The sequence below is a fragment of the Legionella rubrilucens genome (assembly GCF_001468125.1).
Lineage (GTDB): Bacteria > Pseudomonadota > Gammaproteobacteria > Legionellales > Legionellaceae > Legionella_C > Legionella_C rubrilucens.
Genome location: NZ_LNYT01000020.1, coordinates 428637 through 448852, shown reverse-complemented (window position 1 = coordinate 448852; position 20216 = coordinate 428637). Strand labels below are relative to the sequence as shown.

Genomic DNA, 20216 nt, shown 5'->3' with positions numbered 1-20216 from the left:
CATTTTAGCCGTATTTAATACGCCGTCAACTCAGAAAAATCGTTAATTTCATGCTTTGGCAACCGTCTTAAACGCTGCCTATCGACTGGCTGAACAAGCGGATAATCCAGTAGAAAAGGATAAACACCTGCCCTGCAAAAAATAAAAATCGCACGAGCACAGCCAGGACACGGGTCGACAACACATGAACAATCGATTGCAATACCCTCAAGGTTAAACAAGTTAGCGCCAGGGGATTAATAACAGACAGTTGCTGGGTCATGGCGGCTACAAAGACCACGCCTACAACCACGGGGAGGTTTTCATAACAGTTGGCATGGGCGCGGCATAAGCGATTGGCAAACGGCGATACATCATCGCCAAAAGGAGAAAACGCATTGGCGCGTCGTTGACCGCTTACCGTGAGACTGACACGCAATAAACCAATACTGAACAATAAAATCAACGTCCAGGTGCAAAACCCCAATACCAACAAATAACCTGATTCCATGGCTGTCCTGACTAATCATTAAATCACTAGCATAACCAAGGTATTGCGGTTTGTCAGCGTTATTTACGCCGGGAAACGAAAGGGTTGTCTTTAATGTAAAAACGCAGTTCCTCTTTTGCCCATTCTTTCGCATAATCCACACCGATGCGGGGGGTCCTGATAATGGAAAAGGATTCAACCGCAGGATTTTTAGCGACAAAGAAATTGTCACTCAACAAGTCATGGGCATTTAACTGCCTGTCTATTCCCATGGCCCGGCAAAGCAGGCCAGGGCCCTCCGTGCGGCTGGCAAGGTTCTGAATGGGCTCAAGCGCTCGCAGCAGCACCGCCGTACCCTGCCCTTCCGGCTCAGTCACCACATTGACGCAATGGTACATGCCATAGATGAGATAAACATAAGCATACCCGGGAGGACCAAACATCACGCGCGTGCGCGGCGTGATGCCGCGTGAGGAATGCGCGGCCAAATCCCGTTGACCGAGGTAAGCCTCTACTTCAACGATTTTGCCGACACGCTCTTCATCCCCCACACGGTGAATGAGGTAGTGGCCCAACAACGATTGAGCCACATCCACCGTGTCGCGGTTATAAAAATCACGGGTTAATTTTTCCCACACCATAAGCAATCTGAATTCATTGGGTCGATAAAGCCGCAGCCGGCTTAAAGCAAGACGTTTTAATCAATTCCCATAGTATAGCTGACTCTGCTCGTTTGACGAGAAACAGGAAACAACTTCATGCAACGGCCTCCCTGACGTCGTTTAGCCAGGGATGGCGCGAAACCATGCACTCTTTTACTCCACCCCCACAGACACCTTACCCGCCGTGTAGGAATGAGCGCCGACACCGGCCAAACGTCCCTGATTCACCACCAGGTATTCGTCACGGATCGGACGGCCCGCCAACCAGCACTCCAGTATTTCACGCGTTCCTGCTGCATACCTGGCCTGGGCAGACAGGGAGGTGCCGGAAATATGGGGGGTCATCGCATGGTGAGGCATGAAACGCCAGGGATGGTTCTGCGGTGCTGGCTGAGGGAACCAGACATCACCCGCATAGCCGGCAAGCTGTCCTGACTTGCAGGCGCGAACAATGGCATCCCGATCGCAAATCTTTCCTCGTGCCGTGTTAATCAGGTACGCCCCTTTTTTCATTTGAGCCAGCAGTTCATCGTCAAACAGATGTTCTGTTTCAGGATGCAGGGGCACATTGATCGTCACCACGTCACAGTGTGGCAGCATGGACTCCACATTAGGATGGTAAACAAGGCCTAATTCTTTTTCCACCGCGTCAGGCAAGCGGTGATAATCGGTATAGTGCAGCGTTACGTCAAACGGTTTTAAACGACGCATGGCAGCGAGACCAATACGACCAGCACCCAATGAACCCACTGCCATGCCTTCGAGATCATAAGACCGTGTCACACAGTCAGCAATATTCCATCCGCCGTCAATAACCTGCTGGTAGGAGGGGATGTAATGGCGAACTAACGTCAGGATCATCATCACCACGTGTTCCGCCACGCTGATGCTGTTGGAGTAAGTCACTTCAGCCACCGTAATGCCATGGGCCATGGCCGCACTCAAATCCACATGATCGGAACCAATACCGGCTGTTATCGCTAATTTTAATTTCCTGGCTTTGGCCAAACGCTCTGACGTCAGGTAAGCCGGCCAGAATGGTTGAGAGATAACGATGTCAGCATCCGGCAATTCCTGTTCAAAACGGGAATGGGGACCGTCCTTATCCGACGTGACAATCAGAGTATGACCCTGGCTTTCAAGAAAAGTGCGCAAACCCAACTCGCCAGAGACACTGCCCAGCAATTCGCCTGGTTTAAAATCAATTCGCTCGGGATTGGGTAAGGTTTGGCCGCCAGGGTAATGGCTGATGCGGGGAATACCCTCACGGGCATAGTGTTGAGGGTAGCCGGTGACCGGATCATCATACAAAACGCAAAGTACTTTTGCCATTATTCTCTCCATGTAATACGTGTCCTGAGGCACTGAGAGCAGCGTCCCTCAGTGATAGCATTTAACGACAACCAGACAATCCCAGTTCACCCTGAATTTAACTTGTCAGCCAGTGTTTCAACAATAAGGCTGTCCGTTCACGCGTCTGAATCAGGGCGTCTGAATCGGCTTCACTCGGCGCGACCAGATCGTCACAATGCGAGGCGCCTGAAATCAAACTGTAAGTCAACCCGGGATTGCCGGCATTGTTGTTGCGTTCGGCTAAGGATAACAAAGACCAGGGATCCTGTTCGCCATTGGTGAAGTGAATGTTATCAATGCTGCTTTCCATCAAGGGAAAGTAATAGGCGGTATTCATCCTGTCCGTGTTGGCAGGCTGCGTAAGACCAAACAACCGTTTACAGAGCATTTGATGGTATTCAGCATTAATGAGTCTGGATCGCGTTGACCTGTCTGGATTCGGATGAGCGTTCTGCCAGTAACCGTATTCGCTGCAGGATTGATAAAGCCAGGCACGCAGGCCAAACGCTTTGTTGTAATCAGCCGCGTCCTCACTGATTGCGCCCTGCGCACTGAGCTCGACAGCGGTGATGCCATAATGGTTAAAAATAGCCTGGGCAAAAGCCGCGTAGTTCTCTAAAACCGTTTTTTCAGGCAAGGCTAACTGTTCACAGAACATGTCGCGCATGCCGTATTGAACCGCCATGGCACCCAAATCAGCGACGACATAAATAAAATCGACACTCTCTTTGATGTCTTCGGCACCAAACATCTGTTTGATTGCCTGCAGGCGCATGGGGTCTTTCAAGGCCGCTTCGATAACTCGTACCGCCTCCCGCATTCTGCCCGCGCAATCGGAACCGGCGACCTCCGTCACGTGCGCATCGTATTCAATGAAATCACTTTTAGCCATCACTGGCGCAGAAGATGCCAGGGCGCCTGCTGCAAGCTGCGGATATTTCAAACGATAGTAGGCTGCCAGCGAACCGGGATAGGAACCGCCAAACGCGATCCAGCGGCCTGTCCATTGCCGCTGTTCGCTCAAGCGTTGCTGGAAATTAGCCAGGTCATCCAACGCGGCATCGGTGGATAAATACCGGAGGTTTGCCGTGGACAGCGTGGCAAAAGGATGGCTTTCGCCGTAATAACGGTGTTCCAAAGCCACCAGCCGGGCATGAAACTGTTGAGCAAAATGCCGTATGGCACCCTGTAAATGACGTTTTTCACAGGCCCCCTCACCACATATGTAGAAAAAAACAGGCGCATCGTGTCCAGCAGCAAAGCTTTCATCCACATAGTAACGTTGGGTAAATGTCCCCCGATCATGGTGATGATGATCAATCCATTGCTGGAAACGGCCTTCATGAATTTTTTTCTCAGCCAAAGGCAATGACGGTGCCCGTTCACGCTGGATGTAATAATCCAGCGGGTTAGCGTGTGTTAAAGGTAACAATAAAAAAAGCTGAGACCGGCCAGCAGCGCCCCTGTAAATCCTTTTACCCTGTCAAACATCCCTTACTCCTTTATGGATGAAATCCCATGATATTTTTGTAAGGGGGATAAAACAATATTAATTTAACAATTGCGGGTTTTTTTGCAGGTATTGCAGTAAATTGGCCGGCCGATAGTCCGCATCGGACTTGTAACGCTGCAAAACGGAAGGATGAAGCATTTCACAGGTTTCCTTTCCTTCCCCCGCCGGATGGTCGATTGGCCGGGAATAGGGCGGGATAAGCCGGTACAGGCCGGTACGCGAGTTAGCGCAGGGCTGCATTAAATCAGGCTTGATGGTGAGTTCAGACAGCCCGAGACCCGCATGCCTCGCCTTATCCGCCATCCATTGAAGCGCAATATCCGATAGACCGGTGGCGCTATAGCCGCCGCCGACATCGGAATGGACACCCACAAACCACACCTGTTCCATGGTCTGCTGGGTATCGTTTTTATCTTTTTCCCACAAGGCCGGCTGAAAATGTCGCCGCTGTTCATTAATGGCCACCGCATGGTATGCATGGTTCACCATGCTGCTTAATTTATAATCATGAAAACGGTAGCGGGGAGCTAAAATACCATTAAGCAACAAGGGGTTGCCCAATGCGCCCACAGTGTCCCAGACCCCGATGAATTGGATCGGCGTTCGATCCCTGACCGCATAGGAACGGCGGAACAGGGTCGATTCCACCAGACGGGGATGAGACGACAAGGTACGGGCACTGTAAAGCTTAAAGCCCTGATCCATTTTATCGATCTGATTACGCCGTAAAATGCCGCAATTGCGAATCATACCGGCTAAGGTCCGCACCGTGAATGCACCGCGGCTGAAACCGAATAGAAACAATTCGTCACCGTCATCATAATTCTGCACCAGAAAACGATAGGCCTTGAGCATGTTTTCCGATAAGCGATAGCCGGTCAGGCCATCGTAAATTCGGATGAACGCGTTGCCATGCGTGCCGATACCCGTGTCATAGAACATCATCTGCTGAATGCCTTTGTAATCATACAGTACAGCTTCAGCGAGTTTTGTAACGTTGGTTTTCAACGGCAGCCCATTAAACATGGCATCGGGCAAATTCCAGGTGCCGTCGCAGCAAATCACAATCCGTTTCATTAAGACTATCCCTGTTGCTTTTTCTTTAATTATAGAAGTAGATTATACCTCTCCCGGGTGTTGCGCCGTTTCGTTAAAATGCCCGCCATTGTCTTTTGGATGAAACCAATGAAAAGGATTTTAATCTCCTGGCTTTGCCTGATGCCCTGCCTGAACCTGTATGGTCAAACGACTGTGCAGCGCCTTGAACTTCACGGTTCGTTTTATGACATGGGCATACAATATGCCGAAAAAACGGCAGACAAACTGATTGCGCAAAAAGCCTTATCCATTCAGAGTCTTTACCCCGATGATCCGGTTAAAAAACGGAAATTCGAACGCCTGGTGAAAATGTGGCTTAAACAAGCCAGACTGCGCTACCCGCCTGAACTTTATGAATTTATACAGGGCGAGGCCAACAGCGATTTTGCCAAAACCCATGGTCTGACCATCGATGATTTTATTTTCCTTGATCAGAGCATTATTCTGACTCTCTTCGCCAAAGAATTTAAGAACGGTCCTTCTGTTGATTCCTGCTCTTTTCTGGCTTTAACGGATAAAGCGGTGATGGCAGGACGTAATTTCGATTACCCCAGAGACTATCTGGCCATGACCACCCGCTACCCCCAGGTTATTCTTTTTGAACACCAGGACAACGATCGTTACCCTCATCGCGTCATGAGCATTGGGCAACCGGGCCTGATTTCCGCCGCGACGTTCATGAATGACCAGGGTTATTTTATGGCCATCAATGCCGGGGCCAGTGTTGGCAATGAGTACAAGGTGTTTCAAAGACGAACTTATTTCGGTCAGATGCTGATTCAAATGTTTAAGACAAGTCAGTTTGATCAATTGTCTAACTGGGTCCGTCACACGGCGCCGGATTTTGGTTACCTGGTGAATATTGCCGGTCCAAAAGAAAATGATCTGCTGTCCTTCGAAGCCTCGCCGTATAATGAAGTCCAGGGGCATTATCCCCTCGATCAACTCCCGGAAGATGTGTTTAAAATTCGTTCACGCAAACCCGGCGAGGCAGAGACTGTTGAACCGGAACTGGACAATAACAGGGACTTCCTGGTGGCCGCTAACACGTTTCGGTTGTTGAATTGGCCGCTCTACCTGGGCCACGACCATGGCCAGCAGACGCCCAGTTTCTCGGCCGAACGTTACCTTCATCTAACGGAATTGGCCCGGGCGCGACAGAACAGCTCCGTAGAGACACTCAAGGGCATCATGGAAAAAGAACTCAATACCCTGCAGGCCGTTCCCGGTGCGACGGTGCATTATTGCGGCACCGATCCTCACTATCAAAGTGATCCCAGCGTCACTTATTACACCGTGGTTTTTGATACAGCCAGGCGAGAAGCCTTTATTCGATTTCAACAAACCGAGAACGATCAAGAAGCCCCCTGTGCAAGCCAATGGACACCCTGGCAGTCTGTAGCATTTTGAGCAGATGAGACACCGTTTACTGCATAATCGGTGAAGCCTCAAATGAGAAACAGGTTCCTGGTCGCCCATCACAACGCTTGAGGAAAAGTCAAAACGGGGATGAGGGAGGTTTTTACACCGCTGATTGCGGCTACCTTTTTTTACGGATGTATCCGGCGACCAGCACAATCACGGCAATACCGAAAACAACCGCCGACAGGGATAATTTTCCGAAGCCGCCAAAGTACCCTTCCACGAAGTTCACATTAATGGATGGCTCAATCAAATCAGCGTATGCCGACGTGACCGAAGCCAGCATCAGGCACAGGCAGGCAATAATTTTAACCAGCACAATAGTTCTCCGATAATAATTGAACTGCCGTTTAAGATCAGGGAATAACCGAGGCCCGATTTCAGCGGCTTTAACATGGCAATACGAATCAGCAGGGCTTCGACCAGAATGACAGCCGCCTCAGTCATGATCCAGCTCAGGGTCGGTGCATGCGTTGTCTGTTCCAGATAATTAAAGGCTATCTGGGCCAATGGATTGGTCACACAGTTTAATCCTATAATAAAGGCTATCCATAGCCAGAATTCTTTTTTGGGGACAAAGCGTTTGATAATCAGTAAAAAAGCAGCCAACTCACACAATACAGTCACGAGCAGTGTGGTGGTCATGTTTATGCTGTCAGCATCCATTTTTCCTTTTAGCTCCTACTTGCTATCCCTCAGTTTATTGGGGGCGCCTCATGTCTATTACGAACTGGTTTATATCCGCAAACACATTGCCACGCAGTTACCCGCGTCGTTCATGATTCTCGTGGTAAGCATACTCTCTTTCTTAGTCATTGTGAAAATGTTTCATCTGATACACCCTCTTCCCGGGATGACGCTTTTCGAACTTTTTTGTTTATTCTCTCTTTTATTTCTGTGCCTTTATTACAGCACCCACTGGCTGACCAGTCTCGTCCTGGCGGTGTTCACAAGCCTGCTGATTTTCAATGCAGCCCTGCTTTTAGTTATTCTCGCTTTTTTACATAACCTGACCCCCTGGGGCTTTCTGTCAGTACAAAAAGCATCATCGCGAGCCTGGATTATTTTTATTGTCAATCCTTGCGCTGTTTTTCTCCTGGCTCTTTTCCTGACGGTCGATGCGCCTGTTTTTTCTCATCAGGAAATCCACCAGTTCTTGTCTCATTACATCCTGAACTCGTCTTACAACACCCTGACCATCGCCTGGTTTGCGGCAGCCGTTTATCTGCAAATGATTCATTATTATTTTGTGCTGCGGGTGCTGCCAAACCGTGCCGGCATGACATTGTCTGCTCATTTACCAGTACTGGCCGTTTTCGTATTATTCACCGCCTTTTTCTTCTATGCCTTCTCAGTCACCCGACAAGTCTATGGCATCGCTGCCCTTTTTCATGCCTATCTTGAAATTCCCCTGCTGCTTTATCTTTTGCCCCTGGCAGGGAAATTAACTGCCAACTCTGATCAAATAACCACCATTGTCAAAAAATAAGGTTCAATGATATTGTAATCGATGGGGGTAACTTTTGCGGTTTAAAGTCATCGATTAAGCTCCGTACCTGATCGGGCTCCACAACTAATTAAGGATGATGTAATGAAATATTTAGTGACTTATTGTGCCTTCGATACCGAAACCAGCAATCCTTTATGGCATAGCGCCTTTATTCTGTCTCAATGGGATGATTTGCAAGGCAATCAAGCGCCTATAGAGGTTGTCAATACTTATGGATTTTATGGCGTCCCCACCACCACACGCAATACCTGGACAGCGAAACTCAAGCTGCTTGTCGGATTTGATGTGGATATGAATGGCAATCACGGCATGCTTCGTCCGGAAGAAACCCGGTTCATGGATTTTGGTTCCGGGATGCACGGCGTTACTTTTGAATTAACGATGGAACAGTTCCTTGCCTTGCAGGCTAAATGCCAAAAAATGATGCAGGAGCAGGAAGACACTATTCAGGAAACCGCCCAATTTTTTAAATTAAAGGCCGCCGATAAAAAGCGAGTCTATGCTTACGAAAAATGGTCCGCCTTAATTTATGAAACTGAAAAGATTCGCGCCAGCAATGAGGGCCGCGAGCCGCGTTTAAAACCCTTTGAAATCAATCCCTCGCTGACCTGGTCAGGCCCTTCGTTAAGCCAGTCTCATACCTGCAAATCTCAGGCAATACGCCTGCTGGAAGGGGTATTGACTGCCAGCCAGATTGCCCGGCTGACGGAAAATGGCAAACATCCTACCATCCCCCGCTACAGCGGCATCATGGAGCCTCTTGCACTCCACAGCGAAGGCCCTTTGACACCCCATCAGAAGTCGGATAAAACAATCGTTCATTTTCGTGACGGCACCGATCCCGCGGTGAAGTTACGCTGGACTCTCCCTCCTCAGGAAATCGAAGCCCTCTCGGAAGACACCTTACGACGGGTGACGCTGCCTGAGGAACATTTGCCTCGAATCCGAACGCTTTGTAAACGGCTCCAGCGCCTGGAGTGGTTATTTATCAATGCCGAATTACCAACCCACTATGAATCTTACCGCCAGGCGCTCATTGCGCTTATCCGCTCCAGCTATCAGGCCTTTTCCACCCCAGCCCCCAAAGAACCACTGACGGAGCTTCCGGGTTGGAAAGGGTATATGCGCTTTCTGTTCTCTATTCCCAGAAATCAGTATGAGGTCACCCTGCTTGACCAAATCAGGCAGGGCGAAGTCCTCTTGAATACCCTCTACATGGCGATGGTGGACAATTGGAAAATTGAAAGCCAATGCCCCATGGAATTCAATACCCTGGCAACGGATGACTCAGAGGAAGACGACGTTTATAAAAATCCGGTTGAAGCCATTGCGGCTTATCTTGAAGAAAAGGACAAAAAACGCGCCTGCGAAATCATGGGTCGCAGTTATGTCAGTGCGGAGGAAGAAGAAGCGCAGGAAGACGTTTCCTTCAATGCAACCCCCGCGCTTCAATAAGTCAGAGGAGCCGTGCTATGCGGCTCCCCCCCCTTTACACTATTGAAATGACCTGGCAAATACTGAATAATGGCAAAGCCACTTACATGACCTTGATGGTTAATTGATAACCATGTCGGAATTAAATCAATTAAATAACAGTGAGTTGCGGCAACTATTAAACTCGAACAAGTTAAATGATCTTTACGAGTTTCTGGACGAGGGAACCGTCGATGCCCTGATTGCCTACGGGCACAGGATAGCTCCGAAAATGCGTCGTAAGAATAAACTGCTGCAAGCCATATCCCTCCCGCTGACTGATTCCTCAAGCTATCCCTTGATCTTGTTATGGAGCGTTATTGGCGTCGTGACCCTGGGGGTTATTTCCCTGTTGATAAGTACAGGCATTATGGCCCTGCTCTCTCTCTTAATGGGCGGCCTGTTTATTTATGCCAATTACAAAGAGTTGCATCGAGACGAACTTAAAAATAAAAAATATTGCTGCCTTTATGCGTTAAAAAACAAAACAGCCGATCTGCTGCTTGAACGAAACGGCCTGGCTATCAAGACACAACGGATCCCTGAGTACATCAACAAAAACCGTGCCCTGCTTATTCGCGACGCGGTCAATACTACGGCGTTAATCTGCACGACCTTATTCGGCACTTATTTTCTCGGGGTCAACGCGGTTTTAACCGCTTTTGAAGCCGCCGCCGTTGCGGGCATGACCATTGGACCGGCGGGTTTTCTCATTGGTATTGGCATAGCGGGTTTCATCAGTCTCTATTTAGGCTACCATTATTATCAATCAATAAAAGCCGATGATTACTGTAAATACCAAAAAAAATGCCTCACCAGCATTGTGGAAAAAAAAGCCACCGTCTGTGAGGCCATTCATAACCGGGAGATTGAACTTGTGGCGCCAAAGGAAATACACGCCAACGCAACGCTTGGCGTAATAAACAGCCCCTCCACCCGAAGTAAATTTCTGTTCACCTTAACCACGGTCAAGGACACTGCCTTTTTTAAGCCAGCGGAGGAAGAAGCAGAGCTAGAAAAATTGACGCTCCCTTTGACTATCGGCTCCTATCGCTAAGCAAAACGGTTTTTTGATTTAAGCCTGTTGAATATTACCTGTCATCCCGGTCGCACCGATGTTCCTTTGAATAATCAGGCACTCACGTGTACTATGGGGGTGTTATTTTGCCGATTAAGGATAGTCAAGGGATTTTATGGCATTGATTCTATTTCAACGCACTGGCGAAAAAGCAGGCGCCTTATTGCAATCCACTGTGTTCTTCTTTGTGTTTTTGGGTCATTTTTTTTATAGCCTGCTGTGTAACTGGAACGCCATCACCTGGCGCGAATCCTTTATTGCAACCTTGCGAGCCGGAACCTGGGTCGTGATTCCCCTGCTTTTTGTCAGCATGTTGATGGGTACCTCCCTTGCCGTCAGTATTCACTACATGCTGGCCTCGTATAACCTTCAGCATCAAGGCATGCTGATTGCCCAGAATACCGTCATTCATGATTTCGCCCCATTAACTATTGGCTTTGTTCTTTGTACTCAGTGCGGTTTGAACCTCATCGATTTTTATCACCCAAGCCTCCATGAAGATCCGCAAAAGGTGTTGCTTGAAAACATCATTCCCCTTGTCGCCGGATTCAATGTCACGGCGCTGCTGCTTTATACCTATGTCTCTTTAGGATTTTTAACCAGCATTTTTTTAACCTTCTATTATTACCTCAAGGCGGATATCAACGAGTATTTAATCCGTTTGAGCGATGTCATTACTCTGGCTGATTTATTGAATTCACTCTGTAAGACTATCCTCTATGCAACCATTGCCAGTTTCACGGCAGGTTATTATTATTATGATGTGGCCAATAGAATATTACCTACGAGAAAAGCCGTGTCACGCATCATTACACGCGGGTTGTTTTGGTTAATTACTGTCAGCGTTATATTAAAATTATATCTCTCATAGCCATCGGTAAGGAAAAGCATGCCCAGGGAACGTCAGGAACGCATCTACATAGGAATTGGCATATTTGTTTTTGGCGCCATCGTGCTTGCTGCGCTGAGTCTGGTTTTTATGTACAAAGAATACATGCATGGTAAAGTGGAAACCTATACCATGTTTTTCAAGGGCTCCTTAAACGGCTTGAATGTGACCTCCCCCATCACGTACCGCGGCGTTAAAATCGGTGAGGTCAAACGCATCGAATTGACCGCGAATAAATCCAAATCCAATGTGGCCATTCCAGTTTATGTTGAATTTTTCGTCGAAAAGTCCTTCGTCCAGAAAGACAACCCCATTCAAATCCTGATTGATAACGGCATCGTGGCGACAATCACCGCGCCCAATATCCTCACCGGCACAGCCAGCATTGAATTGGTGCCTTCGGAAAACAAACAGAGAACAACGCCGTTGATTCGAACCTTCCACGGCTATTCAATGTTCCCAACCGAAACGTCTAACGAAGACGACATGACAGCCAATGATACCTTGCGCGCTGCACGTAAGACCTTACGCGATATCAGTAATTTAATTCGTTCCAAAGAATTCAAAGACACCATTGTCGCTATTAAGGACATGGCGGCCAGCATTGATAAATTAGCCATCGCCATCTCCGAACGCATGCCGGGGACCTTTGTCTACTTTAATGAAAGCATGAGGGAAGTAGCCAAAGCCGCTTATTCGGTGCGCAACTTAAGCGATTACCTCTCCCGTCACCCTGAATCCCTGCTGCGGGGTAAATCATGAAGCGCACCTTAGGACTACTCCTCAGTGCAAGTCTGATTCTTACCGCCTGTTCGCGCAGCAAAGATCCGTCCTATTATGTATTGAATCCGGTTTCAGGGCCGGTGAATCAAAGCAATCAATACATCCATGTCAGGCTGGGGATCGAACGAGTCAGCGTACCGGATTACCTTGATAAACCGCAGTTAAGTATTTATTACACACCTAACCTCAGTGAATTACAGGAAGATTTTCAATGGGCAGAAGAGGTCCGGGGCAATGTCAAGCGGGTCATTAAAACCAATCTGTCCACTTTTTTGTCTGGTGCTCTTGTTGAACTGGCGCCCTGGGATATTAAATTCAAACCCAACTATCAATTGCAGGTCGATATTTCCCAATACAAAGTGACCGCACAAGGACAAAGCATTTTACAGGCTGAATATGTGATTTATAAAGGCGATGAACCCTTTAAAAAATACAAAGTAGCCTACACGGAGAAGTTGCCCGTGGTGAACCCCAATACCATGGTCACCAGCATGAACAATAACCTGACTCTCCTGACCCGGGATATCGCGAGACACCTGCCGCGCGCCTAGTCAATACGGCCTCCCGCCTGTTGAATGTGGTGAAGGATGTAGTCCTGGACTTCTTCGCTGACCTGTGCGCTTGGAAAAGTCATGAATTGGCTCTTTGAAAAAAAGAGCAACCACAGATCATCATAGCGCCATACTTCTTTAATGGCGGACCAGGGAAAGGTGCTGGTGCCGGCGCTGGAAGAGATTGTTGCGCTGTTTTCTGCCACAATAAACGACGCCACGGGCGAGCCCATTTCCCTGAATTTATGCCAGGCATTACGAAAATGCACCAGGTAGAGGGTTAAAATCATTAAAAAACTGATAAGGAGGACCGCCCCTAACGCCCCAATCCACCAGGAACGGTTGCCCTGATAAAGCAGAATCAAGAAAATCAAGGTCATCATGATCAGAGCAACCGGATAGACCAGGCCAACCGTTCTTTTCCAGAAGCGGAAAATGGCTTTACGAACCATGGATTCATCATAGGTCAGCGTAATCTGGTGCATGATCATCACTTCACGGTCTGTTTATAGAAAGATAGCAGTTATTCGTTATCTGCTCTAATTTTTTACTAAAAAACTGGCCAATCCCCGTTTAAAGGCAGTACTATAAAGACCTTATCAGTTCTTATGGGTATTGTCTTTATGCACACAGTGAAGAAAGCGGTGGGCCGCTTTATTTTTATGAGCCGCTGGCTTCAGGCGCCCCTGTATCTCGGCCTGATTGTTATTTTAGCCACGTATGTCTACCGTTTCATTGCTGAGCTTTACCATCTTGTCAGCCATTTAAATGGGGTGGATGACAATCAAATCATGCTCGGCGTATTAAGCCTGATTGACGTGGTCATGATTGCCAACCTGCTCATCATGGTGGTCATGGGCGGTTATGAAACCTTCATCTCGCGTCTTGATTTGGATGCCCATCCCGATCAGCCGGAATGGCTGGATCATCTTGACGCAGGGGCTATGAAAATTAAACTGGCCCTGGCGTTAATCGGCATTTCATCCATTCATTTATTGCGCACATTCATTGATCCGTCGCGGATGGCCAATGACAAGGTCATGTGGCAGGTTCTTATTCATCTTACCCTGCTGATCTCAGCCTTAGCCATTGCTTACACCAACAGGCTTTTGTCCTTGGGCAGTAAACATCATTCCACAGAATAGACTGATAAACATTATTGCATCATGGTCATCCTTTATGCCATGATGGGTGCGTTAACTATTGATTTGGATTTAGATATGTTAAAAAAAATAGCCGTTTTGTCGCTTGGTACCGCCTCCCCTGTATTAACGGCGAGTAACGCCGTAGACCTTTATCAGGCGCCGCTTTCCAGTTTAAAACCCTTTTCCCTCATTCAACCTCAAGCCAACGTCTCCGCCGCTAAAAAGGCGGCGCCACAGGACAATGCCTTGCAACAAGTCAGCCAAACACAGGCAAACAACAAAACCATTACCCGTTTTCAGCAACTCTACAAGGGAATCCCGGTGATTGGCGCCCAGGTCATGGTTGCCAAATCAACGACCACCGCGCTGGCGGCCAATGCCGAGGGAGAAGTAAACGGCCAGCTGATTAACGAATTAGACTTAAACACTCAACCCGCATTCAGTGCTGATAAGGCTATTGAGGTCGCGAAAAAAGACTATCAAACCACCCATACCGGTGAACTCCACCCCATTCGCAATGAATTACAAATCCGTATGGAAGAACCCCATACGCCCCGTCTGGTTTATCTGGTTGCCTTTAAGACCGTCGAGGGCAACAAACCGGCGCAGCCGACCTTTGTCATTGACGCACAATCCGGCGCTGTTTTGAGTCAATGGAACGATGTCAAAACCTACGGTGATACCGGCCCTGGAGGAAATGAGAAAGTTCATGAGTATTGGTATGGTAAAGACGGCTTGCCGGCATTGGAAGTGACTCAGCGCGGCGACACCTGCATCATGGATGATTCGAAAGTACGCCTGGTTAATTTAAATTCCAGGTGGGATTGGGACGACAAAATCATGACTCCCTATCAATATCCCTGCAATACCAACATCGAAGAAACAGTCAACGGCGCCTATTCGCCTACGGATGATGCCTACTATTTCGGTCATACCATCATTGACATGTACCAAGACTGGTACGGTGTCAATGCCTTGCAGAACACGCGAGGCAAGCCCATACCTCTCGTTATGCGTGTTCATTTCGGTGACGGTTATGACAATGCGTTCTGGGATGGTCAGGCCATGTCATTTGGCGATGGCACCGATTTTTATCCCCTGGTTTCGCTTGATGTCGCCGGACATGAGGTTACCCATGGCTTTACCGAGCAACACGCGGGTCTTGAATACCATGATCAATCCGGAGCGCTCAATGAGTCCTTATCGGATATGGGAGGTCAGGCCACCCGCGCTTACCTGTTAGAAAAAAATCCCTTGCTATTCAGCAAAACCAATTTAAATCCCACGGCAGTGACCTGGGGGATTGGTGAGACTATCGTGAAGGATTCTTTTGGTAAAGCATTGCGTTTTATGGATTATCCTTCTTCGGATGGCAGTTCGGCGGATTGTCTGGATAAGACAATTGCTCGCAGCAGCGGCAGCTATTGCGCAATCAGTTACCCCGAACTGGTGGCGTTCGCCAAATCACGCATCGCCGATCCACAGGACCAGCAAAGTTTCATTGTTCACACGGCCAGCGGCGTATTTAACAAAGCGTTTTATCTGTTATCCCAAAAAATCGGCATCAAAAAAGCCTACCATGCCATGGTCATCGCCAACACCCGTTATTGGACGCCAACCACCGATTTCAAAAATGGGGCTTGCGGTGTTTTGTATGCCGCAAACGATTTGAAACTGGATTTGAAAACCTTTAAAACGGCCTTTGCACAAGTGGGCGTCATGACCACTCAATGCCGCGTATAGGGTCGCGCAATTCTCAGTCATCCCCCGCGCCAGCGGGGGAACCATGCCTTCCATTTAAAAATTCACTATAGCCTGCAAGGCAAACGTATCCCGATTGCCACGGTAACCTCTAACCGGCCGATTAAGCCCTGAAGCCATCACAGACTGCTTGTAATTAATGTCTTTAAAATATTGCAACTGCAGGGTGAGGTAAGGCTTTGGAAACAATGCCAGACCGATTCCAGCTCGTTTCTCAGGCAATTGCAAGGCCAGGGCCTCAAAGGATTGATCATAAAAAACACTGGCTTTGGCTTGAACCGCCCTGACCTGGAACTCATAACCGCCTTGCACGCTCAAAGCCTTGGGTACAGCGCCTTTGTTCTGGTAGGCGAGTTCATTGCTCTCAAAGGGCCGCAAAGCCGAAATGAAGGTCAGGTAGGTTGAATAGCTGCGATAATGCCAATTCACATAAGCCGCGCCTGCCGGCACATGGCTATTGATCGTCGAAAACAGGTAACCTCCAAATCCTTTGTTGTATTGAAACAATTGACTCTCAGCGAATGAATAGAGATAACTGAAACCCACATCGTAATCGTCATTGTGCCAACCTGTATTGAGATTGTAATAATAATCAAGCCTTGAAGAACGAACACGTGAGTGAGGCGAAAACAGCGACACACTGCCATAAAAGCGGTTATCAAAGGCCATGATTATCGTATCCTCATTCGTCTGACCCATGGCCTTGGTCAAAGGCTTGTAAATCAGGTCATTTTTATAACTGCCGAAAGGAAGCCATTTTCTACCGGCATTGAAGTAAAACCTGGCCAGGGCGGGCTCGTGCAAATCCAGGTAGAGTTGCTCAAAATACAATTCGGGGGTGACTGGCGTGGGCAGGGTGTTGTAAATCAACAAGCCCTTAATCTGGCTTTTTTCAGAGAAAGCCCAATCGGACTCAAGCTTGACATTGGATAATTGTTGATTGAGTAAATAACGCTCTCCTGCCAGTGCTGAATCACTGACATTAAAAAACACATGCCCCTGGTAAGCGAATCGCTCATTTTGAAACGGATGAGGCAAGGCGGCATCTGAACTGGCCGACAGGATAAACAAACCTCCCAAGGCAATTTTTTTCAACATCAAAGCATAGGCTCAGGGCAAAATTAAATGATAATGATTATCATTAACATTTACAAGGGAGCGCGGCTCTGGCAGATTACGTGTGAGAAGACAGGTTGTTTCCTTTATCGGGTTTGTAATGGCGTCGGCTTTGGAGTTGGGTGCAGAGGATTTTCTTGCCATCGGTTGCATAAAAGAAGGTGTCACCCACGCGGCCTTCATGTATTTTGAACCGTTTTTTATACGGAAAATACTCGTTGGGGTTCGCCATGTTTTTGGTGGTTTTTTTAAAACCAGGCGGCAAAATCGGCTTGGTCAAATCCCAATGCGAATAGGGTTTATGGGTTAAAAAAACATTGCATAACGCTAACGCATTAAAGGCAAAGACCAAATCATACTGAATGATCTGATTCGCATAGGGCGTCTGTCCAGGAAAATCCATGGTCGGGGTGATGTTAACCAGTTGCAGACGGGGATCGCGGGTAAGCAGCAGGTAGTTTAACAGAGGTAGGTACTGCTGCCATTTGTCCTCGTTCATAACCGGCAAAGGCAAACCCTGCTGTATCGTCGTTTCTATCCGTTGAACCAACGCCGTCATGGTGGGCTCAATCGACAGGTAATAATTCACGGCCATGGCTTTAACCAGACCGATGAAGAGATCGTGCAGGGCCATCCTGCACTTTTCAATGGCCGCGAGCTCGGCAAAAAAACCATTCAATTCATCGGTGGTTAACGATTCGGCTCGGGCAAGACGATTAAAAAAAAGGGCAAGGCCAAGCGGCACCTCGTCGTGAAGGATGCGATGGTTTTCTGCGTAATTTATAGCTTGATTTTTTACAGAAAAAGAAATAGCCCCTTGTTCAATCAGTTCTTTAACCATTATCGTACAGCAAAGCGACTACTCTTATAATTATAGATCAAATGGGCGTCTCCCGTAGAAACAGGACAGCCTTTATTGCTTTTTTTAAGCTTCAAAAATAAAAAATTAATGCTTTACTAACCACTTAATAATCAATACATTACGCCTATTATTATCTTGCATTGAAAAAGATGAAGAAACACCTGCTCTTCTTGCTGAGTATTGTATCCCTCAGTCACGCCCACTGCCCGATTTACTTCAAGAATAATACCCTGGCCATCCAACACGACCCTTTATTTTCACTGGTTTCATCGAGCGCCTCTTGCCCTGAAACGATTACTGCTTTCACTTCCCTGTTGCGTGACAATGGCTTGAATCAGCAAATAAGTCTGGTTGCCAACCGTGGCCGCAACAATCCTGCACAAGGCAGCTTCAGCTTCTTTACTTCCATTTTTGGTTCGATGCGGGATGGTACCTCAGTAGGGCACGGTGATTTCTTTATTGGTTATTTCACCGACCAGAAAGAAGGGCTCATTCATCTTGATCAACAGGCTGAAACGGGCAAATTAGTGATAGAAGTTATCGCCTGGGATAACGAAAAAGCGCTGTATAATTTTTATGAATTACGGGGGATTGAAGGCGGTCAAACCCGCTGGTTTTATCGTGGAAATTCGAAAGATGCTTATCGCGACAACCGTTTTTTATACCGCCAGAACCCTCCGGATCAACCCCATTTCGGCCAGCGTATGCGCTGCTCGGCCTGCCATAATTCAGGCGGCCCTATTCTTAAGGAAATCAATGCGCCTCACAATGATTGGTGGACAGTATCCCGACCTTTGGAGTTCGCACCCAATCGACTTGATGAGGAAACCACCGTCCTGCTGTTTCAGGTAAGCGAAGCCAGTTTGTTGGCAAACGATGCCAAAAAAGGAATGAAGAAACTGCGTCAATCCGATAAAATGCGACATTTTGTCAAGCACTTAAGTTTACAGGAACAGCTTCGACCCCTCTTTTGTACCACTGAAATTAATCTCGAATCCAGTTTTAAAAATTCCCGGGTTTCTATCCCTTCGGCGTTCTGGCTCAATCCCTTGCTCGGTCAGATCAAGTCCTCATTAACCACGCCCCGGTATGCCTCCTTATTGAATCAATGGGGTATGCATTTTCCCGAAACGTCCTTACAGGATGCTGATCATCCCTGGCTTACACCGGTTAAGGGCTATAATGACCAGCAGGCCATTCGCCAGATGCTTCTGGATAAAATCATTGATAAGCACTTCGTTCAGGCGGTACTGATGATTGACTATCAGCATCCTGTGTTTTCCAAAACACGCTGTGAACTTTTAACCCGTCTGCCGTTACAGAATAAGTCAGGTTGGCAGGATGAATTTATTGTGAATTTAAACAAGGCTGAACACCTGGCTGCAGGCAGGCAATTAGCTCGTTTTCTCACAATGAAAAACAGCAATGAATGGCAGAACGTTATTCGTCACTATCGCCAGTCGGTGCGGCAGTTGTTACGCACAGAACGGGGTGTTGATGCCAGTTTTCAGCAATTACTCTGGCTGCGTCAACGTGTGTTTGACAGTGAGATATCCAAAAATCCTCTCGGGCAAATTCTTGAGCCAGGATTTCGCGTGATTTTTCCACAATCGTCAAAGAGCCAGTAGAGTCTGGGGGTTATACCCCCTGTCCTTTGGGGTTTTTGCACTGCGCCAGATCAATCCCTTTTTCTTTTAATGCTGCGGCAAGTGCTTCGCGTGTGGGGTAGGAATAAATACTCCATGCCACGCCATAATGACCGCGTTTGCCCTCAAAAAAATAAAAAATGTCATCAAGATACGGATTGCTTTTGGGGTGCCTGACAAATTGTTCCGGTGCACAGACAAAATCATCAGGTTGAATATTATACATATTGGCCTGCAACTTATTGTAGTTGGCTTGGCTGCCCGTATGATAAATCACATACAGGAGCGGCAACAGGCAGACAAACGGAATTAACAGCGCCATAATGGACTTGTCAGGACGTGATGCTTTATTCAATCTGCGGGCATAAAACAGGCTGGCGAAAACAATCAAAGGGTAAAGCCAGATGTAATAGCCGACGATGGAGACATAATGGGACGCAATACCCGGCCCACCACAAAGACCGCTGTAACAAACATAGAAGGTAATGGCATACGGAACCACTAACAAGGAAAACCAGACTAAAGCCAACAGAAAAGTACGTGTAAATTGTTTCATGACAATCACCTTAAAACGAATCAAATCCTTGATAATCCTGCCAGGGAAGGTCTTCACGACTATGCTCTTGCACACGGGCTAAATGCGGGCCTTTTTTTATCCACGCATAAAACAGATCGAGTTTATCCACGTCCCCACAGGCAAAAATTTCTACACGTCCATCCTTCAGATTACGTGCCCATCCGCTAATACCCAGTCTGACTGCCTCCTTTTTGGCGGAGGCCCGGTACCATACTCCCTGCACTTTGCCTGCAACAAAACAGCGCATACACGATGGATTAGTCATAGGAATTTCTTACTGGTTTGCGTAGTATTAGAGTTTATGCTTA

The 20216-nt window shown here is 47.7% G+C and carries 22 protein-coding genes; 10 read left to right on the top strand and 12 right to left on the bottom strand.

The features are described 5' to 3' along the window. Positions 1-67 precede the first annotated feature (67 nt). The 5 genes from Lrub_RS09790 to Lrub_RS09770 form a co-directional block, all read right to left on the bottom strand. A complete protein-coding gene (locus tag Lrub_RS09790; protein WP_058531924.1) occupies positions 68-490 on the bottom strand; it encodes an MAPEG family protein in 423 nt (140 codons plus the stop codon). A 59-nt stretch (positions 491-549) separates the two neighbouring features. Then, positions 550-1110, bottom strand: a complete 561-nt coding sequence (locus Lrub_RS09785; RefSeq protein ID WP_058531923.1) for a DNA-3-methyladenine glycosylase — start codon at positions 1108-1110, stop codon at positions 550-552. Positions 1111-1284: 174 nt separating this feature from the next. Then, complete coding sequence (locus Lrub_RS09780; protein ID WP_058531922.1) at positions 1285-2463, bottom strand: NAD-dependent formate dehydrogenase; 1179 nt, start codon at positions 2461-2463, stop codon at positions 1285-1287. A gap of 97 nt (positions 2464-2560) precedes the next feature. Beyond that, complete coding sequence (locus tag Lrub_RS09775) at positions 2561-3916, bottom strand: S28 family serine protease (protein ID WP_237760794.1); 1356 nt, start codon at positions 3914-3916, stop codon at positions 2561-2563. Between the two features lie 117 nt (positions 3917-4033). After that, positions 4034-5074: a DUF2235 domain-containing protein gene (locus Lrub_RS09770; RefSeq protein WP_058531920.1), complete on the bottom strand. Its 1041-nt coding sequence runs from the start codon at positions 5072-5074 to the stop codon at positions 4034-4036. A gap of 108 nt (positions 5075-5182) precedes the next feature. Here Lrub_RS09770 and Lrub_RS09765 point away from each other — a divergent pair, with 108 nt between their 5' ends. Then, on the top strand, positions 5183-6505 hold the full coding sequence (locus Lrub_RS09765; protein WP_058531919.1) for a C45 family peptidase: 1323 nt from the start codon (positions 5183-5185) through the stop codon (positions 6503-6505). 130 nt (positions 6506-6635) lie between these two features. Here Lrub_RS09765 and Lrub_RS14805 read toward each other — a convergent pair whose 3' ends face one another. Both Lrub_RS14805 and Lrub_RS09760 read right to left on the bottom strand, forming a co-directional pair. Then, a complete protein-coding gene (locus Lrub_RS14805; RefSeq protein WP_133134045.1) occupies positions 6636-6836 on the bottom strand; it encodes a hypothetical protein in 201 nt (66 codons plus the stop codon). Next, positions 6803-7183 carry a hypothetical protein gene (locus tag Lrub_RS09760; RefSeq protein ID WP_156413038.1) on the bottom strand — a complete coding sequence of 127 codons (381 nt, stop codon included), beginning with the start codon at positions 7181-7183 and terminating at the stop codon, positions 6803-6805. The genes Lrub_RS14805 and Lrub_RS09760 overlap by 34 nt, the downstream gene beginning before the upstream one ends. Before the next feature lie 19 nt (positions 7184-7202). Between Lrub_RS09760 and Lrub_RS09755 the strand changes: the two genes are divergently transcribed. The 6 genes from Lrub_RS09755 (at position 7203) to Lrub_RS09730 (ending at position 12801) form a co-directional block, all read left to right on the top strand. Next, complete coding sequence (locus tag Lrub_RS09755; protein ID WP_133134046.1) at positions 7203-8006, top strand: hypothetical protein; 804 nt, start codon at positions 7203-7205, stop codon at positions 8004-8006. A 102-nt stretch (positions 8007-8108) separates the two neighbouring features. Next, positions 8109-9482, top strand: coding sequence for a hypothetical protein (locus tag Lrub_RS09750; protein WP_058531916.1), 1374 nt, complete (start codon positions 8109-8111; stop codon positions 9480-9482). A gap of 112 nt (positions 9483-9594) precedes the next feature. Beyond that, positions 9595-10557: a hypothetical protein gene (locus Lrub_RS09745; RefSeq protein ID WP_058531915.1), complete on the top strand. Its 963-nt coding sequence runs from the start codon at positions 9595-9597 to the stop codon at positions 10555-10557. A gap of 136 nt (positions 10558-10693) precedes the next feature. After that, entirely contained in the window at positions 10694-11449 is a 756-nt protein-coding gene (locus Lrub_RS09740) for an ABC transporter permease (RefSeq protein WP_058531914.1), read from the top strand. An 18-nt stretch (positions 11450-11467) separates the two neighbouring features. Next, positions 11468-12229 (top strand): MlaD family protein, encoded by a 762-nt coding sequence (locus Lrub_RS09735; RefSeq protein ID WP_058531913.1) that lies wholly within the window; start codon positions 11468-11470, stop codon positions 12227-12229. After that, complete coding sequence (locus Lrub_RS09730) at positions 12226-12801, top strand: PqiC family protein (RefSeq protein ID WP_058531912.1); 576 nt, start codon at positions 12226-12228, stop codon at positions 12799-12801. The genes Lrub_RS09735 and Lrub_RS09730 overlap by 4 nt, the downstream gene beginning before the upstream one ends. On the opposite strand, the gene Lrub_RS09725 is transcribed toward Lrub_RS09730, so the two are convergent. Further along, complete coding sequence (locus Lrub_RS09725; RefSeq protein ID WP_065235761.1) at positions 12798-13286, bottom strand: YcxB family protein; 489 nt, start codon at positions 13284-13286, stop codon at positions 12798-12800. The two genes, Lrub_RS09730 and Lrub_RS09725, sit on opposite strands and share 4 nt — an antisense overlap. A gap of 138 nt (positions 13287-13424) precedes the next feature. Between Lrub_RS09725 and Lrub_RS09720 the strand changes: the two genes are divergently transcribed. Both Lrub_RS09720 and Lrub_RS09715 read left to right on the top strand, forming a co-directional pair. Further along, on the top strand, positions 13425-13946 hold the full coding sequence (locus Lrub_RS09720) for a TIGR00645 family protein (protein WP_058532275.1): 522 nt from the start codon (positions 13425-13427) through the stop codon (positions 13944-13946). Between the two features lie 75 nt (positions 13947-14021). After that, positions 14022-15689, top strand: coding sequence for a M4 family metallopeptidase (locus Lrub_RS09715; protein ID WP_058532274.1), 1668 nt, complete (start codon positions 14022-14024; stop codon positions 15687-15689). Between the two features lie 54 nt (positions 15690-15743). Here Lrub_RS09715 and Lrub_RS09710 read toward each other — a convergent pair whose 3' ends face one another. Then, entirely contained in the window at positions 15744-16805 is a 1062-nt protein-coding gene (locus tag Lrub_RS09710) for an LbtU family siderophore porin (RefSeq protein WP_133134048.1), read from the bottom strand. 76 nt (positions 16806-16881) lie between these two features. Continuing rightward, positions 16882-17664, bottom strand: a complete 783-nt coding sequence (locus Lrub_RS09705) for a hypothetical protein (protein WP_058531910.1) — start codon at positions 17662-17664, stop codon at positions 16882-16884. Between the two features lie 170 nt (positions 17665-17834). Here Lrub_RS09705 and Lrub_RS09700 point away from each other — a divergent pair, with 170 nt between their 5' ends. Further along, positions 17835-19313: a hypothetical protein gene (locus Lrub_RS09700; RefSeq protein WP_058531909.1), complete on the top strand. Its 1479-nt coding sequence runs from the start codon at positions 17835-17837 to the stop codon at positions 19311-19313. A 10-nt stretch (positions 19314-19323) separates the two neighbouring features. Here the strand turns inward: Lrub_RS09700 and Lrub_RS09695 are convergent, their stop codons facing one another. Then, positions 19324-19887, bottom strand: coding sequence for a hypothetical protein (locus tag Lrub_RS09695; protein ID WP_133134049.1), 564 nt, complete (start codon positions 19885-19887; stop codon positions 19324-19326). A 10-nt stretch (positions 19888-19897) separates the two neighbouring features. After that, entirely contained in the window at positions 19898-20173 is a 276-nt protein-coding gene (locus Lrub_RS09690; RefSeq protein WP_058531907.1) for an acylphosphatase, read from the bottom strand. Between the last annotated feature and the right edge of the window lie 43 nt (positions 20174-20216).